General features: G+C 42.0%; 17 protein-coding genes. 1 reads left to right on the top strand and 16 read right to left on the bottom strand.

All coding sequences use genetic code 11. The features are described from left to right. Nucleotides 1–63: 63 nt before the first annotated feature. The 8 genes from K4I03_RS00800 to K4I03_RS00765 form a co-directional block, all read right to left on the bottom strand. The gene (locus K4I03_RS00800) at nt 64–1134 is read right to left on the bottom strand and encodes an ABC transporter substrate-binding protein (protein WP_227963380.1); all 1071 of its coding nucleotides are present in this window, start codon (nt 1132–1134) and stop codon (nt 64–66) included. Further along, a complete protein-coding gene (locus K4I03_RS00795; RefSeq protein WP_002900472.1) occupies nt 1131–1904 on the bottom strand; it encodes an ABC transporter permease in 774 nt (257 codons plus the stop codon). The genes K4I03_RS00800 and K4I03_RS00795 overlap by 4 nt, the downstream gene beginning before the upstream one ends. Then, nucleotides 1901–2707 carry an ABC transporter permease gene (locus K4I03_RS00790; RefSeq protein ID WP_002895634.1) on the bottom strand — a complete coding sequence of 269 codons (807 nt, stop codon included), beginning with the start codon at nt 2705–2707 and terminating at the stop codon, nt 1901–1903. Before K4I03_RS00790 ends, K4I03_RS00795 begins: the two co-directional genes overlap by 4 nt. Further along, the gene (locus K4I03_RS00785; protein WP_002904388.1) at nt 2688–3845 is read right to left on the bottom strand and encodes an ABC transporter ATP-binding protein; all 1158 of its coding nucleotides are present in this window, start codon (nt 3843–3845) and stop codon (nt 2688–2690) included. The genes K4I03_RS00790 and K4I03_RS00785 overlap by 20 nt, the downstream gene beginning before the upstream one ends. Nucleotides 3846–4026: 181 nt before the next feature. Next, on the bottom strand, nt 4027–4932 hold the full coding sequence (murB, locus tag K4I03_RS00780) for a UDP-N-acetylmuramate dehydrogenase (RefSeq protein WP_227963379.1): 906 nt from the start codon (nt 4930–4932) through the stop codon (nt 4027–4029). A 107-nt stretch (nt 4933–5039) separates the two neighbouring features. Next, nucleotides 5040–5951 carry a hypothetical protein gene (locus tag K4I03_RS00775; protein ID WP_227963378.1) on the bottom strand — a complete coding sequence of 304 codons (912 nt, stop codon included), beginning with the start codon at nt 5949–5951 and terminating at the stop codon, nt 5040–5042. Between the two features lie 121 nt (nt 5952–6072). Beyond that, nucleotides 6073–6939, bottom strand: a complete 867-nt coding sequence (thrB, locus tag K4I03_RS00770) for a homoserine kinase (protein WP_002909872.1) — start codon at nt 6937–6939, stop codon at nt 6073–6075. A gap of 1 nt (nt 6940) precedes the next feature. Next, nucleotides 6941–8227 (bottom strand): homoserine dehydrogenase, encoded by a 1287-nt coding sequence (locus K4I03_RS00765; RefSeq protein ID WP_227963377.1) that lies wholly within the window; start codon nt 8225–8227, stop codon nt 6941–6943. A gap of 140 nt (nt 8228–8367) precedes the next feature. On the opposite strand from K4I03_RS00765, the gene K4I03_RS00760 reads away from it, so the two are divergent. Continuing rightward, nucleotides 8368–9333, top strand: a complete 966-nt coding sequence (locus K4I03_RS00760; protein ID WP_227963376.1) for a polysaccharide deacetylase family protein — start codon at nt 8368–8370, stop codon at nt 9331–9333. Between the two features lie 105 nt (nt 9334–9438). On the opposite strand, the gene K4I03_RS00755 is transcribed toward K4I03_RS00760, so the two are convergent. The 8 genes from K4I03_RS00755 to K4I03_RS00720 all read right to left on the bottom strand — a co-directional run bounded on the left by K4I03_RS00755 (nt 9439) and on the right by K4I03_RS00720 (nt 17164). After that, nucleotides 9439–10395: an ABC transporter permease gene (locus tag K4I03_RS00755; RefSeq protein ID WP_002906682.1), complete on the bottom strand. Its 957-nt coding sequence runs from the start codon at nt 10393–10395 to the stop codon at nt 9439–9441. Between the two features lie 2 nt (nt 10396–10397). Beyond that, on the bottom strand, nt 10398–11453 hold the full coding sequence (locus K4I03_RS00750) for an ABC transporter permease (RefSeq protein WP_002906683.1): 1056 nt from the start codon (nt 11451–11453) through the stop codon (nt 10398–10400). Continuing rightward, complete coding sequence (locus K4I03_RS00745) at nt 11446–12978, bottom strand: ABC transporter ATP-binding protein (RefSeq protein ID WP_227963375.1); 1533 nt, start codon at nt 12976–12978, stop codon at nt 11446–11448. The genes K4I03_RS00750 and K4I03_RS00745 overlap by 8 nt, the downstream gene beginning before the upstream one ends. Before the next feature lie 136 nt (nt 12979–13114). After that, nucleotides 13115–14170 carry a BMP family lipoprotein gene (locus tag K4I03_RS00740; protein WP_002900482.1) on the bottom strand — a complete coding sequence of 352 codons (1056 nt, stop codon included), beginning with the start codon at nt 14168–14170 and terminating at the stop codon, nt 13115–13117. Nucleotides 14171–14241: 71 nt separating this feature from the next. Further along, on the bottom strand, nt 14242–14631 hold the full coding sequence (locus K4I03_RS00735) for a cytidine deaminase (protein WP_223312827.1): 390 nt from the start codon (nt 14629–14631) through the stop codon (nt 14242–14244). Further along, nucleotides 14618–15280, bottom strand: coding sequence for a deoxyribose-phosphate aldolase (gene deoC / locus K4I03_RS00730; protein WP_227963374.1), 663 nt, complete (start codon nt 15278–15280; stop codon nt 14618–14620). Before deoC ends, K4I03_RS00735 begins: the two co-directional genes overlap by 14 nt. Before the next feature lie 17 nt (nt 15281–15297). Continuing rightward, on the bottom strand, nt 15298–16575 hold the full coding sequence (locus K4I03_RS00725; RefSeq protein ID WP_227963373.1) for a pyrimidine-nucleoside phosphorylase: 1278 nt from the start codon (nt 16573–16575) through the stop codon (nt 15298–15300). A 1-nt stretch (nt 16576) separates the two neighbouring features. Continuing rightward, nucleotides 16577–17164 carry a class I SAM-dependent methyltransferase gene (locus tag K4I03_RS00720; protein ID WP_227963372.1) on the bottom strand — a complete coding sequence of 196 codons (588 nt, stop codon included), beginning with the start codon at nt 17162–17164 and terminating at the stop codon, nt 16577–16579. Between the last annotated feature and the right edge of the window lie 19 nt (nt 17165–17183).

Here is a 17183-nt window from a genome sequence, read left to right as displayed (position 1 = left end):
CAGCAAACGCCCAGCTCATTGAGCCAGGCGTTTTTTTGTATTCATCAAGTAATTATTTGACTATCATTTCCGATACATCTTGACTTGAAGATAGAGGTCATTGTAGGTTCCCAACCATTTAGGGCCCAACTGCTCATAAACTTCCAGATGTTTCATCGTTTCCTCAGTCGGATAAAAAGCCTCATCTTCCTGAGTTTCCTTAGGCAACATGGCCTTGGCAGGAAGATTTGGTGTCGAATAACCAACATAAAGGGCGTTCTTATAAGCATTTTCCGGTCTCAGCATAAAGTTAATAAACTGATAGGCTGCTTTTTTATTTTTGACCGTTTTAGGAATGACAATATTGTCAAACCAAAGGTTGCTGGCTTCTGTAGGCACGACATAGCGCAGGTCTTCATTGGCCTCCAGCATCTGACGAGCCTCACCAGAAAAGGTCACACCGATAGCAGCATTGTTCTGAATCATGTATCCCTTCATCTCATCAGCCACAATGGCCTTGATATTTGGCGTCAGAGTGTAGAGCTTGTCGACAGCCTCCTGCAGCTGATTAGCATCTTTGGAGTTGAGACTATGACCATCCGAGTTCAGACCAAGTCCCATGACTTCGCGAGCTCCGTCAATCATCATGATGGAGTTTTTGTATTCAGGACGCCAAAGGTCATTCCAATGCTCAGGAGCTTTATCAACCATTTTTTCATTATAGACAATACCCAGCGTTCCCCAAAAATAAGGAATCGAGTACTGATTTCCAGGATCAAAAGGCTGGTCTAAAAAGTCAGATCCGATATTTTCCAAACCTTTAATCTGGCTATGATCTAGCTTTTCTACCAAGCCTTCCTTCATCATCTTGGCAATCATATATTCACTGGGAATAGCAATGTCGTAGGTTGTGCCGCCCTGCTTCACTTTTGTATACATGGCTTCATTCGAGTCAAAGGTATCGTACTGGATTTGGACACCAGTTTCCTTAGTAAACTCAGTCAGCAGCTCAGGATCAATATAGTCACCCCAGTTGTAAATAACTAACTTATCGCTTTCTTTACTCTGCGTCCGACTTTCGATCTGGTAGCTGACACCCCACAAGACTAAGATAATCAGTAGAATCCCCGCTAAAAATGAATAGAGTTTTCTCATACAGTCTCCTCCTTCTCACGGGTGATAAAGTAATACCCAATTACCAAAGCAATGCTGAAGAGAAAGACCAAGGCTGACAGGGCATTGATTTCCAGAGAAATTCCCTGACGAGCGCGGGAGTATATTTCAACAGACAGAGTCGAGAAGCCATTGCCAGTAACGAAGAAGGTCACAGCAAAATCATCTAGCGAATAGGTAAAGGCCATAAAGTAGCCAGCGATGATGGCTGGAGTCAGATAAGGCAACATGATTTCCTTCAGCATTTGCAATTGACTGGCGCCTAGGTCATAAGCAGCCTTAATCATATCATCATTCATTTCCTTCAGACGCGGAAGAATCATCAGCACCACAATCGGAATGGAAAAGGCCACATGGCTAGCCAGTACAGACAGGAAGCCCAGCTGGAATTTTGCAGTAGTAAAGAGAATCAGAAAACTTGCCCCAATCATGACATCCGGTGCCACCATGAGGATATTGTTGATAGACAGAAAGGCATCCTGATATTTCTTGCGGGCTTGATAGATATAGATGGCTCCAAAAGTTCCAATCAGCGTCGCAATTAGCGAAGACAGGAAAGCCAGAAAGAAAGTCTGAACCAAAATCAAAATCAGACGTGAATCCTCAAAGAGATTTTGAAAATGACTGAGACTGAATCCTGTAAAACGATTCATGTCTTCCCCAGCATTAAAAGCATAGGCAATCAGGTAAAAGATGGGGATGTAGAGCACCAAAAATACAAAGGCCAAATAGAGATTTGCAATTTTTTTCATCGCCCTCTCCTTTCCTTGGTCGCCCACATGGTAAAGAGCATAGCAACAATCAGTACCACTCCGATAGTAGAGCCCATGCCCCAGTTCTGAGTAGTCAGAAAGTGCTGCTCAATGGCAGTTCCCAGAGTAATTACTCGATTACCACCAATTAAGCGAGTCAGCATGAAGAGACTGAGACTAGGGATAAAGACTGACTGCACTCCACTTCTGACACCATTCAAGGACAAAGGAAAAACAACCCGACGGAAAGTCTCCCAGCGATTAGCTCCCAAGTCGTAACTGGCATTGATAAGATTAGGATCTAAATCATCCAGAACGTTGAAAATGGGCAGAATCATAAAAGGTAGCTCAATGTAGCTGGCTACAAAGATAAATGAAAAGTCCGTAAAGAGAATCTGTTGCGGTCCTACTCCAATAAAAGTCAGGAATTGATTGATTGAGCCATTCTGACCGAAAATACCAATGAAAGCATAAGCTTTAAGTAGGAGGTTAATCCAGGTCGGAAGGACAATCAGCATCAGCCAGAGCTGCTTGTGCTTGAGCTGAGTCAAAAAGAATGCGGTCGGATAGGAAATCAGCAGGGTTACGACAGTAATAATCCCTGCATAAAGAACCGAATTCAGACTCATCTTGAGATAGGTCCAGTTCTGCGATGTGAAGTAGGTCTGGTAATTTTCCAGCGTAAACTGCCCTTCAATGTTAAAGAAGGATTTCCAGATAATCATGACAACAGGTGCTAGGACAAAAAGGAAAATCCAGAGCAGGTAGGGCAAGAGAAAAAGATTAGAGGTTGTTTTCTTCATCGCGTTCCTCCTCAATAGCATTGATCAGACCCGCTTCCTGCTCTTCTACTTCTACATATTCTTCGATACGGGCATCGAATTCTTCTTCAGTTTCATTGAGACGCATGATGTGGATATCCTCTGGCTCGAAATGAAGACCAATTTCTTCTCCGACAATGGCCTTGCGAGTCGAGTGAATCATCCATTCATTGCCCAGTTCATCATAAGCGATAATCTCATAGTGAACGCCGCGGAAAAGCTGGGTATCAACTTTAACCTGCAGCTTGCCTTCTTCTGGCAGAGTAATCCGTAAGTCCTCCGGCCGAATCACCACTTCAACAGATTCATTTGGGCGCATCCCACCATCCACTGCTTCAAAGCGCTTGCCATTAAACTCAACCAGATAGTCCTCAATCATCTTACCTGGCAGAATATTGGACTCGCCAATAAAGGTTGCAACAAAGTGGTTGATAGGCTCGTCATAAATATCAACAGGCGTTCCCGACTGAACAATTTCACCGTCATTCATAACGAAAATCCAGTCACTCATAGCCAAGGCTTCCTCTTGGTCGTGTGTGACAAAGACGAAAGTAATACCCAGACGCTGCTGCAATTCCCGCAGCTCATACTGCATGTCCGTGCGCAACTTCAAATCCAGAGCAGACAGCGGCTCATCCAGCAAAACGACTCGCGGCTGATTAATGATTGCCCGCGCAATGGCTACACGCTGGCGCTGACCGCCTGACAATTTACGAATAGAACGGCGCTCAAAACCTTCCAGCTGAACCATTTTCAGCACTTCTGCAACTCGCTCTTGAATTTCTTTTTTATCAACCTTGCGCAGACGCAGCGGAAAGGCAACATTTTCAAAAACATTCATATGCGGAAACAGTGCATAGGACTGAAAAACCGTGTGGACGTCTCGTTTATTAGTGGGAATATCATTGATGCGGACGCCATCAAGAAAAATATCCCCGTCTGTCGCGTCTAAAAGACCAGCAATGATGTTCAGAATCGTTGATTTACCAGAGCCGGAAGAGCCCAGCAAAGTATAGAACTTTCCTTCTTCCAGCTCGAAATTAATATCTTTCAGAACGACAGTATTATTATCTTCAAAAACTTTTGAAACGTTTTTAAACTCGATGATTGGTTTTTTCAATTGTCATAAATTCCTTCTTTCTCGTATTAACAGATTAAGGGTTCTGTCAGACCGCTGCTACCTCGTGAGGGCTGTAAAGGCCCTTTATAAATTCCGTGTCGATAGGCTTTCACCCCCTTACTAAGTTGCAGCCAGCTGCAGTTCCTTATCCAGCATACTTCTACTGGGAATCATATCTGTTTTACAGAGATTCACCAATGATGCGGACTTCGCGCTCCAGAGTAATACCTGAATTTTCCCGCACCCTTTCAATCACATGAGCGATAAGATTTTCGTAATCTTGAGCCGTTCCTTCATCGACGTTAATCATAAAGCCGGCATGCTTCTCAGATACCTCTACACCACCGATCCGATGACCTTTGAGTCCTGCTTCACTAATGAGCTGACCAGCAAAGTGACCCAAAGGACGCTTGAAAACAGAGCCGCAGGATGGATATTCCAAAGGCTGCTTGAGCTCCCGCAGATGGGTTAAGCGCTCCATTTCCTGACGAATCGTTCTGTGAACACCAGGTGAAAGTGCAAATTTAGCAGAAATAACAATGTCGCCTGTTTCCTGAACCAGTGAGTGACGATAGCCGAACTTCATATCCCGAACATCCAGCGTTTTGACTTGCCCCTGAGGAGTCAGTACCTTGCAAGACACCAAGACATGAGCAATCTCGCCGCCATAAGCCCCAGCGTTCATAAAGACTGCTCCTCCGACACTGCCTGGAATACCGCAGGCAAACTCAAAGCCTGTCAGACTATTCTGCAGGGCGATATGGGTTGTCTGAATCAGATTAGCTCCAGCCTCTGCCTCAATCATATAGCCATCTACTGCTACATTATTGAGCTTGTCAAACATAATCACGAAACCTCGGATACCGCCATCTCGCACAATGATATTACTGGCATTTCCCAGCACCATCCAAGGAATGTCTTCTTGATTAGCAAAATTGACAATACGAGCCAGCTCATAACGATTGCGGGGAAAAACTAAGAAATCGGCTGCACCACCGACCTTTGTGTAGGTGTATTGACTCAAAGGCTCATTGAAGCGAATGTCGATTCCCTCTAATTCAGATTTTAATTTCTCTAGTTTTTGCATGATTTTCTCTCTTTTATGTAAACAAAATACACTCTATTATATCAAAAATCTATGGCATTTACGATAGATTACAAAGAAAAAGCTGAGAAAGGTCAGCTTTTTAATGATTATAATTGCCTAGTAACAAAACGTTGTGTTTGAGTAGAAAGAGCATTCCTGATAGCTCCGAAAGCCCCAGCTCCAGTGAAAACATAGAGCAAGATCAAGTTGAACCAATAGTTATCTGGGATGATTCCATTAAAAATTGATTCGTTGACAGCTGAAAAGGCATCAAATACATTCGCGTCTGGATATTCTCGAACAAGTAACAAAGCATAGTCAAACTGATTGACTAAGAAAGTCACCAAGACCATGAACACGATACTAATAGCAATACCTGCTTTAGATAGCTTTTTACCCAGCAACTCATACCCTTTGATAGTACAGTAACCCATAGCCAATCCTCCAGCAACAGCCACATAATTCATCTGCGCAATCAATAAGATTACCGCTCCTCCGATGAGACTGCCAACAAAAGCACCAACAATACCACCAACGATACTTTCTTTTTGATTGTCATAGATCTGATTTTCCAGCGAAAGACCTGAACTCAGAGTCTCAAAGCTTTGCCGTGACAAAATCAGGATATTTCCTCCCAATTGATAGACATCAATCTGCCCAGGCTCACCACTCTGCTCACAAACATTTACAAATCCTCTTTCCTTGAAAAAGACAAGTGCTTCTTGAACAGCTTGTGCAAGAGCTTGATTGGTTTTGGCTTTAGCATAAAGTACTAGCTTATAGTGATTCAGTTGGCTACTGGTTAGAACCTCTGAGTTTTTAATCAAATCATCAAAGGCATTTGGCGCAGTAAAAGCATCGCCAGCCTTAACAGAAAAACAAATCCTATATTGCTTTCTTTGCTCTGTGGGCTCAATATAGAGCGTGTAACCTTCTATCTGTCCGAAGACAAGAGACGAAAATTCATCAAACTGTAAGCCTAGCTCAGTCGCTAGAGCCTGTAATTCTAAATGATCCATAAAGTGAATTATCCTCCTTTAAGCTAGACCCATTATAGCACAGTTAGGTATAAAAAGATAGGGATATCAAATCCTTATTTTACAAAAAGAAAAAGAGGTTCATGGAAAACCTCTTGATGATTTATTTTTCTACTCGGACACCCTCAGTATCCACCTGAAGTCGGAAGATTTGCCCCTTGAAATTCTGTTTTTGCAAAAGCTGGTATATCTTTTCCGTCTTGTGCTTAGGCGAAAGGACCATCACGGTCGGCCCCGCTCCTGAGATATAGGTTGCATAAGAGCCATTTTTTCTGGCTAAGAACTTAATATCTGAAAATTCCTTGATCAAAGGCTGACGGTATTTTTCGTGGAACAAATCAGACTCGATAGCCCGACCAGCGATTTTCATATCACCTTTTAAAAGAGCAGCAATCGCAACATTGGCAATGGAGCTGGCCGCAACAGCTTCCTTGTAAGAAAGACGATTTGGTAAGACTTGGCGGCTCTCAACCGTCCGAAGCTCATAGTCTGGGATATAGGCGATGAAGTCTGCATCCGGAAAGTCCGCTACCACAGCAGACACCTGATTTCTAGATGAGCTAGATACGACCAAATTACCATAAATAGCCGGCGCAACATTGTCAGGATGGCCTTCAATCTTTGTAGCGATTTTCAGTTTCTGATAATCCGACAAATTAAGATGAGCCAACTGGTTGGCCAATTCAATCCCAGCCACAATGACCGAACTAGAAGACCCAAGCCCACGAGCCAATGGAATATCACTGGTCATTTTCAAACGGCGTGGCTGAATATCTGGAGCCAACTGCAGGGCAATCTTAACCAGTAAATTGCGTCGGTCCTTAGGAATTCTCGGATTGAGGTCATGCTCAATCACCCACTCCTGACTTTCTTCCAAGACTTCAATTTCCAGATATTTTGAGAGGGCTACCCCAACGGAGTCAAAGCCAGGACCGATATTGGCACTGGTCGCTGGTACAATAATTTTCATCTTAATCTCCTAATACTTTGAAGGTATTGAGCAAGTCAAACTCAGCAACTTCTTTAAGCTTAGCAGTGACATTTTCCAGCTGTGTCTTGCTGACAGCATGGGTAATAATCACCACGCGAGCCTTCTCACCATCTGTACCTTCCTGCAGAATCTGCTTAAAGGAAATATCCTCAGCATTGAAAATCTCAGCCAAATGCAGAACTTGACCTTTAGAATCAGGTGCCAAGATAGAGAAGTAATAGCTGCTCTGCACATCTTCTGGCTTAGCTAGCACTAAGTCACGGCTGAATTCATTAAAGGCCTTGCCAACTGTTCCTTCATTCAAACGGCGGCTGATACGGACAATATCTGCCGCAACACTAGTTGCGGTTGGTTTTTGACCTGCTCCTGGTCCGTAGTACATGGATTCTCCGATACCGATGGACTCAACAAAGACAGCATTCATCACCCCATTGACACTAGCCAAAGGATGCGCTTTAGGCAGAAATGTTGGAGCTACTTCTGCTGCAATACCCGATGCCGTTTCTTCGATAGAACCAACCAGCTTGACTACATAGCCCAGATCTTGAGCAACAGCCACATCCTCTGGTGTGATATTTCGAATTCCCTGATGGCCCACATCTTCAAATTTAACATTCATACCAAAGGCGAACTGGCTAAGAATCACCATCTTGTAAGCCGCATCAATGCCATCTACGTCATTGGTTGGGTCGCTTTCAGCAAAGCCAAGGCGTTGTGCTTCAGCAAGAGCGTCTTCATAAGACCAACCCTCTTCCACCATCTTGGTCATCATAAAGTTAGAGGTTCCATTGACCACACCCAAGATACGGGTAATTTTGTCAGAAGCCAGTGAATTAACCAAGGTACGAAGGATCGGAATTCCGCCGGCAACAGCTGCTTCATAATAGAGAGCTACATTTTGCTTTTGAGCAATTTCCAACAACTCTGCTCCGTGAACAGCCAGCAAGTCCTTATTAGCTGTTACCACATGTTTGCCAGCTTCAAGAGCACGAGTGATGAACGTTTTCGCTGGCTCGATTCGTCCCATCAATTCTACAACGATGGTAATTTCAGAATCCTTCAGAATTTCTTCAACATTTGTGACAAAGTTAAAGTCATTTCCAGCTGCTAAAAGACGATCTTTTTCGGCATCGTCCTTGACCAAGACTTTAGCAACCTCAATCTCTGAATGAGCTGCTTGAACGATTTTTTCTCCGTTTTCTTTCAGTAAAAAAGGCACACCGCTTGCCACTGTTCCAAAACCAAGTAAAGCTATTTTAATAGACATGAAGCACTCCTTGAAAATTTCTTGTATAAAAAATATTATAACAAAATTATATAAAAATGCCTACAAAACTACTTCTTTATTTGTTATAATAGATGTAAATTTCCGCAAGGAATTGTAATTTTTTAAAAAAAGGAGATATTATGACAGGAAAACACCGAGGAAATCGCATGCAGCAACGCAAAGCTAGAAAAAGAGCTATTTTGCTTTCTTTAACGAGTTTATTACTTTTTCTTGTCCTGATTGTAGGTGGCTTTTCTTTACTAGCCAAGCTGCAAAACTCGCACAATCAAAAAGAAGCTAATAACGTGTCAACGAACCAGGTTAATACTTCATCTAAAACTTCGTCAGCTCCAACTCGGGATAAAAAGACGACTTCGGATGACAACAGTAAGGACAAAGTCAAATGGGTTAAGCAAGACCAGCCAGTTCAAGTTCCTATTTTGATGTATCATGCCATTCACGTCATGGACCCATCAGAAGCAGCTAATGCTGGTTTGATTGTAGATCCAGCTACATTTGAAAGCCATCTGAAAGCCTTGAAAGACGCAGGATACTATCCACTAACACCGGCAGAAGCATACAAGGTACTGACGGAGAATGTCTTGCCAGAAAACAAAAAAGTTGTCTGGCTGACCTTCGATGATAGTTTAAGGGATTTCTATACCAATGCCTTTCCGCTTCTCCAGAAATATGACATGAAAGCAACCAATAATGTCATTACTGGATTTGTTCAAGCGGGTCGTGAAGATATGCTGACGCTAGATGAGATAAAGGAAATGAAGGACAAAGGCATGTCTTTTGAAGATCACACCGTCAACCATCCTGACCTCTCAGCGACTGCAGAAGACCAACAAAAAATTGAGTTAAAAGACTCCAAGTCTTACTTGGACAAAGAACTGTCTCAAACCACAACAACCGTTGCCTATCCATCTGGACGATACAGTGATGCAACCTTGCAGATTGCTGAAAGCCTTGGCTACAAGATGGGATTGACGACCAATAACGGACTAGCTTCCTTATCTAATGGCTTGCTCACACTTAACCGAGTACGCGTTAATCCAACCACCACTGCAGAAGACCTGCTAAATGAAATTGCAACCAACTAATCTTAAAAAGCCCGCTTCACTTGAAGCAGGCTTTTTCTATTACTATGATTATAACTTTTTTCAAACTCCCAAAAAACACCAGCTCCAAAGAACTGGTGTAAAGGTTTATTTAGACTTGATATAGTTGATACCATCCGCTTTCGGAGCAACTGATTTACCAAAGAAAGCGGCTAAAACAATGATTGTCAACGCATAAGGCGCGATACGAAGATAAACCGCAGGTATATGAGCAAGGAAAGGAATCTGAGTAGAAACAACAGCCAGGGCTTGGGAAAGTCCAAAGAAAAGACTTGAAAGCATAGCACCTATTGGATTCCATTTACCAAAAATCATGGCAGCTAAAGCTATAAATCCAGGGCCAACAATCGTCGTAGCAGAGAAATTAACCGAAGCAGATTGAGCATACAAAGCTCCACCTACTCCTCCCAAAAATCCTGAAATCAACACTCCGTAGTAACGCATGAGATAAACGTTAATCCCTAATGTATCAGCAGCTTGAGGATGTTCACCTACTGAGCGTAAGCGAAGCCCAAATTTCGTCTTAAACATGATGAACCAAGCTAAAAATGAGAATCCAACAGCTATGTAACCCATCAAGCTAGTATTCTTAAAGAAAATATCTCCAATAACAGGAATGTTAGACAAAATCGGAAAATCAAATTTACCAAAAGATAAATCAATATTATTAGTTTGTCCTTTTCCATAAATAGCCTTGACAAGAAAGACAGCTAAAGCTGGCGCCAGCAAGTTCAGTACAGTACCGCTGACAACATGATCAGCACGAAAATTAATGGTTGCTACTGCATGAATCGCAGAAAAAATAAGACCAACTAAACCACCTGCGAGAAGAGAAAACCAAATAGTCATTCCTCCTAAGCTTTCAGCGAAAGTCAGGTTAAAAACAACTCCTGTAAAAGCTCCCATGACCATGATGCCTTCCAAGCCAACATTAACAACACCAGCATGCTCAGAATAAGCACCTCCAATACTGGTGAAAATGAGAGGAGCGGCATAGACCAGCATATTTGATACAAGTATTGTTAGAATAGCAACAATATTCATCTTTACTCTACTCCTTTCATTCGTTTTTTAGGTTTGATATATTTTTCAATAATGTAGTGAGCACTTACAAAGAAGATAATGGAAGCTGTTACAATATTGACAAGTTCTGGAGGAATAGTAGCCGTTGTCATACCAGGCGCACCAGTTTGCAATGTCCCAAGTAGAAACGCAGCAAAAATGATTCCGATAGGAGAGTTGCTAGCAAGAAGAGCAACTGCCATACCATTAAATCCAACAGCCAGAGATCCTGCTTGAACATAAACGTTCTGGAAAGTACCTATACCCTCAACTGCTCCTCCAATACCACAAAGAGCTCCAGAAATCACCATTGAAAGAATAATAGTACGTTTCGCCGACATCCCTGCATAATCTGAAGCATTTGGATTGAGACCTACTGAGCGAATTTCAAATCCAAGTGTGGTTTTCTTTATGATAAACCAAATTACAGCAACAGCAATCAAAGCAATGAAAATTCCAATATTCATACGTGACTTAGTAAGCTCTGTAAGAAAGTCTAGACGATAGCTAGCGTTTGCCGAAACAGGAATACTCGATTCGGAATCAACCATTAGTTTTTTAGGAAAATTCCGAATAATTTCATTTCCAGCAAAAAGAACAATATAGTTCATCATAATGGTAACAATAACTTCGCTTGTACCTAAAAATGCTCTTAACAAACCCGGAATTAAACCGATTAAACCACCGGCAACTGCTGCTACAAGGACAGTCAGCGGTAACATTGCAAAACGAGGAATGGTTGGAAAAGATAGGGCAAACCAAACAGCTGCAATCCAACCTGCCAAAGCTTGACCAGGTAAACCAACATTGAAAAAACCAGCACGACTAGCCACTGCAAACCCAAGAGCAATCAAAATTAGAGGCCCCATGGTTCGGAAAATTTCTCCAATATTTTTAATGGAACCAAAAGCTGTTTTGAACAACTCTTCATAACCCCACAAGGCATCATAACCAAAAATCCACATGATGATGGCGCCAAGTAAGATTCCTAAAAGAACTGAAATAAAAGGAATAGCAATTTGCTGTGTTTTTTTATCCATTAGAACCCTCCTTGATTTTTCCACCAGCCATGAGAATACCAAGCTCTTGCTTATTAGTTTCAGATGGCTTTACAATTCCTTGGATCTTTCCATCGTGAATAACAGCAATACGGTCTGATAAATTAAGAATTTCATCTAATTCAAAGCTGACAACAAGAACGGCTTTCCCTTTATCACGTTCAGAAATTAAGCGCTTATGAATATACTCAATCGCACCAACATCCAATCCGCGAGTAGGTTGACTGACAATTAATAGATCTGGATTACGATCAACTTCTCGAGCAATAATAGCTTTTTGTTGATTTCCCCCTGACAAAGCACCTGCTGGAACAAGTTCACTAGCTGCTCTAACGTCAAATTCTTCCATCAATTTACGGGCATATGAATTAATTTGATTATAATTCAAAACACCTTTGTTACTGAGCGGTTCTTTATAGTAAGTCTGGAGAGCAATATTTTCAGAAAGCATCATTTCAAGTACCAAACCATCACGATGACGATCCTCAGGTACATGACTTACTTGCATTTCTGTAATCTTTCGTGGAGAAAGTCCTACAACTTCCCTTCCTTTGATTTTAATACTTCCTGATTTTACTTTTCGAAGTCCTGTAATAGCCTGAATCAACTCACTCTGACCGTTACCGTCAATCCCAGCAACTCCTACGATTTCACCTGCATGAACATCAAGAGAAAGCTCTTTAACAGCTGGTACACCACGATTCTCATTCACTATCAAATCAGAAATTTGAAGTACAACGTCTTTCGGTTTAGCTTCTTCCTTTTCAGTAACAAAAGAAACCGAACGTCCAACCATCATTTCAGCCAAATCTTTATTTGAAACGCCCTCAATGCTAACAGTTTCAATTGATTTTCCATGGCGAATAACTGTGACACGATCCGCTACTGCTCGAATTTCATCTAGTTTATGAGTAATCAGGATAATAGATTTCCCTTCTTTAACAAGAGTTTTCATAATATCCATTAATTCCAAAATTTCAGCAGGGGTCAATACTGCCGTTGGCTCATCAAAGATCAAAATTTCGGCACCACGATAGAGGGTCTTCAGGATTTCTACACGTTGTTGGGCACCAACAGAAATATCTTCAACCTTAGCTGTTGGGTCAACAGCTAAGCCATAGCGTTCTGATAATTCAAGGATATCTGCATTAGCTTTTTTCAAATCTAATACACCTTTATTCGTTATTTCGCTACCAAGAATAATGTTTTCAGCAACAGTAAATGCTTCAACCAACATAAAGTGCTGATGAACCATTCCTATTCCGAGAGCTGCAGCCCTAGAAGGAGAATCCAATTTTTCCGATTTTCCGTTGACAAAAATTTCTCCACTAGTTGGCTCTAAAAGACCAGCCAACATATTCATCAAGGTAGATTTCCCAGCTCCATTTTCACCAAGAAGTGCATGAATCTCACCTTTACGCAGTTGTAGGTTGATTTTGTCATTTGCGACAAATTCACCAAAAACTTTGGTTATCTCACGCATCTCAATGACATTTTCATGTGCCATTAGAGTATTCCTTTCTAGAAAATTATATTTTATTTCAGTAGAGCCTACTAATCAAGTTAGTAGGTTCTATTGAGACAAAATGTCTCAATACCCTAAAAAAGCAACCCAAGAAGGTTGGGTCGCTTCTGGATCTTTATTATTTTTCAGGTGCTTTTACACTACCATCAATAATCTGTTTCTTAGCATCTTCTACAGCTTTTTTAGCATCTTCAGATAGGTTAGAAGTTGTCAATTCAACTCCACCATCTTTCAAACCAAATGTAATTACTTTCCCACCCGGGAATTTACCATCAGCTGTTTGAGTAGCAATCTCTTGAACAGTTTTGCCAACTTGTTTTAAGCTGGAAGCAAGTACAAAGTTAGATTCCTTGCCATCTTTAGACTTGTATTTACCTTCTTCAGCTTGATCACGATCGACACCGATTACCCAAACTTTTTCATCTTCATTTTTCTTCTCATTCAAGTCTTTTGCTTCTTTAAAGACACCTGCTCCAGTACCACCTGCAGCTTGATAAACTACATCAGCTCCTGCGGCATATTGGGTTGCAGCAATAGTTCTTCCTTTTTCAGGATTATTAAAGTCTTCGGCATATTGAATATCAACTGAAATATCTTTGTTAACAGACTTCACTCCTGCTTCAAAGCCTTTTTCAAAACGAGTGATAACTTCGCCACGTGCCCCTCCAATAAAACCAACTTTGTTAGTCTTCGTAGTTTTTGCAGCAGCAACACCTGCAAGATAAGCAGCTTCATTATCAGCAAAAACAGCAGATGCTACATTCTTCTTGTCTTTGATAACAGAATCAATAATAACATAATTAATATCAGCATTTTCATCAGCAGCAGCTGTAACAGCAGGTGCTAATTTATAACCAACGCCATAAACTAATTTATAGCCATTTGTAGCTGCTTGACTGAAGTTATTCGCAAAATCCGCTTCACTTGTAGACTGGTAGTAAGTAAAGCCGTTATCTTTAGAAAGACCGTTTTCTTTACCCCAAGCTTGCAAACCTTCCCATGCAGACTGGTTAAATGACTTATCATCAACACCGCCAGTATCAGTTACGATAGCAGCCTTCAAATCAGTTTTCGCGTCTGAAGAATCTGAGCGAGAAGCACGGTTTCCACATGCAGCAAGTCCGAATGCTGCGACAGTTACTAGACCAAGACCTAGCCATTGTTTTTTGTTCATTTCTGAACCTCCTAAATAAGATGTGCAACACAGTTGCAAGTTTGAGTTTGGTCAGATGACCGATAACAGACTTATGTTAAATCTGTAAAAGAATATGGAAGTAATTCCTTGACCGTCATCACGACCGTCGATTTATCTTTAGCGACCAAGGTCACTTTTAGATCCTCAGCAAAAAATTCTGCCATTACTTGGCGGCAGGCACCACAGGGTGATATGGGTTTTTCCGTCTCACCATAGACAATCAGCTCCTCGAAGTCTAAAGTCCCTTCTGAAACTGCCTTAAATATAGCTGTCCTCTCTCCGCAGTTGGTCAAACCAAAACTAGCATTTTCAACATTAACGCCGGTAAATACCCGTCCGTCTTTAGCGACTAAAACCGCTCCGATAGGAAAATGAGAATAGGGAACATAAGCATTTTTGCTGGCTTGGACAGCCAAGTCAATCAACTCAGTAGTCGCCACTAGCTTCTTCTCCCTTCATAATCGCCACTCCGGCCGAAGTTCCGATACGAGTCGCACCTGCTTCAATAAAGGACAGCGCATCTTCATAAGAACGAGCACCGCCAGAAGCCTTGACGCCCATATCAGGACCAACTGTTTTTCTCATAAGGGCAACATCTTCGACTGTTGCACCACCAGTTGAAAATCCTGTAGAGGTCTTAACAAAATCAGCTCCAGCTTTCTGAGCCAGTTGGCAAGCCTTAACCTTTTCCTCATCTGTCAGCAGGCAAGTTTCCAGAATCACCTTGACCAAGGTACCGTTAGCAGCTTCTACAACCGCACGGATGTCTCGCTCTACCAAATCATAATCTTTAGACTTCAGAGCACCGACATTGATGACCATATCCACTTCGCCAGCACCCTTTTGGATGGCGTCCTTCGTTTCAAAGGCCTTTACATCGGAAGTGTTGGCTCCTAAAGGAAAACCAATTGGCACACAAACCTTGACATCTGAGCCTTTCAGCTGCTCCGCAGCAAACTCTATCCAGGTTGGATTAACACAGATACTGGCAAAATCATAAACTTTTGCTTCTTCAATTAACTTCAGAATCTGCTCTTCTGACGCTTCTGGTTTTAAAAGCGTATGGTCTATGTATTTGTTTAATTTCATGTTGGCTTCTCCTAGAATTAAGCAATAACCTCGATAATCTCGCTTACTGCAACGCTTTCATCACCTATTTTAACATTTTTTTGAAAATCTGTAACTAGTTCTTGAGAAATTTTTTCATTTGAATAAATTTTTGCGAAAACTTCTCCAATTTCGACCTTGTCTCCGACTTTCTTTTCGAAAACAATTCCAGTTTCATAATCCAAGTCGTCAGATTTAACTGCACGTCCTGCTCCAAGTCTCATAGCAAAGAGTCCGAATTCCATAGCAGGCAGTTCAGTGATATAACCTGCCTGTTCTGCTTTCACTTCTATAATATGAGCTGCACTTGATGGACGATAGAGGTCTTCCAAGTCACCTCCTTGAGCAGCAATCATAGCTTCAAATTTCTTCAAAGCAGAACCGTTGGTCAACTGTTCTCTTACTTCTTCCACCGTTTTCTCAACATCTGCCAGTCCGAGCATAATCTGAGCCAACTCACAAATGAAAGTTGTGAGGTCTTCACGACCCCTGCCCAGCAAGATATCCAAAGCTTCTAAGATTTCCAGACGATTGCCGATGCTGGTTCCCAAAGGCTGACTCATATCTGTCAAAACAGCTACCGTTTTTCTTCCGACAGCCTTGCCCAAATCTACCATAGTACGTGCTAGTACACGAGCGTCATCAATATTTTTCATAAAGGCGCCTTCACCGACCGTTACATCCAGAAGGATACTATCGGCACCAGCCGCAATCTTCTTACTCATAACAGAGCTCGCTATCAGCGGAATGGTATCAACAGTCGCTGTTACATCTCGCAAGGCATAGAGAAGTTTATCCGCCAGCACCAATTGATCTGACTGACCAATTACAGACAGACCAATTTCCTGCACCTGCTTGATAAAGTCATCCTGACTGCGCTCTACCTGAAATCCTTTAATGGATTCCAATTTATCAATGGTTCCTCCAGTATGGCCCAACCCGCGGCCGCTCATTTTAGCAACTGGCACACCAAAGCTAGCCACCAAAGGAACCAAGACCAGAGTTACTTTATCACCAACACCGCCAGTAGAATGTTTATCTACTTTTATTCCCGCGATTTCTGACAAGTCAAACTGTTCACCGGTTCCAACCATGGTCATGGTTAAATCAGAAATTTCCCGAGTCGTCATGCCTTTAAAATAGACAGCCATCGCAAAGGCTGCCATCTGATAGTCTGGCACAGTCCCATCCACATAGCCCTCAATCAGCCACCGGATTTCCTGACTGGTCAGCTCAAGACCATCTCTTTTCTTTTGGATAATATCTACAGCACGCATCCTATTTTTCGCTCCTTAGTATATAGTAGCCTTTGTCTTTCTTAACAATCTCACAATTACCGAAGACAGCTTCCATCTTCGACTTGGCACTGGGTGCTCCCTGCTTTTTCTGAATCACAAGGGTCAAATCACCGCCTTCTGTCAAATGCTCATAGCTTCCGCTGATGACTTCGTGCACGACTTGCTTACCAGCACGAATAGGCGGATTACTGATAATATGGTCGAAAATGCCACTGACCTTTTCATAAACATTTGACTGGAAGATATGAGCAGATACCTGATTCCTCTCAGCATTCTTCTGAGCCAAGTCCAAGGCCCGCTGGTTGATATCTACCATGGTCGCAGCCACTCCGTACGCTTTGGCTAAGGTCAAACCTAATGGGCCATAGCCACAGCCAACATCCAGCACCCGTTCTTCAGCTTCAAAGTCTAAGACAGACAAAAGAACCCGACTGCCATAATCAATCATCTTTTTACTGAAGACACCAGCATCTGTCAAAAAAGTTAGCCGCTGTCCTAACAGTTCTACATTTAATTCATGAATATCATGTTTGGCATCAGGATTTTCTGCAAAATACATTTTAGTCATACAACCATTTTATCATAAT

It is taken from the genome of Streptococcus sanguinis (assembly GCF_020729725.1).
Lineage (GTDB): Bacteria > Bacillota > Bacilli > Lactobacillales > Streptococcaceae > Streptococcus > Streptococcus sanguinis_V.
This window is presented reverse-complemented; position numbering and strand designations above follow the sequence as displayed.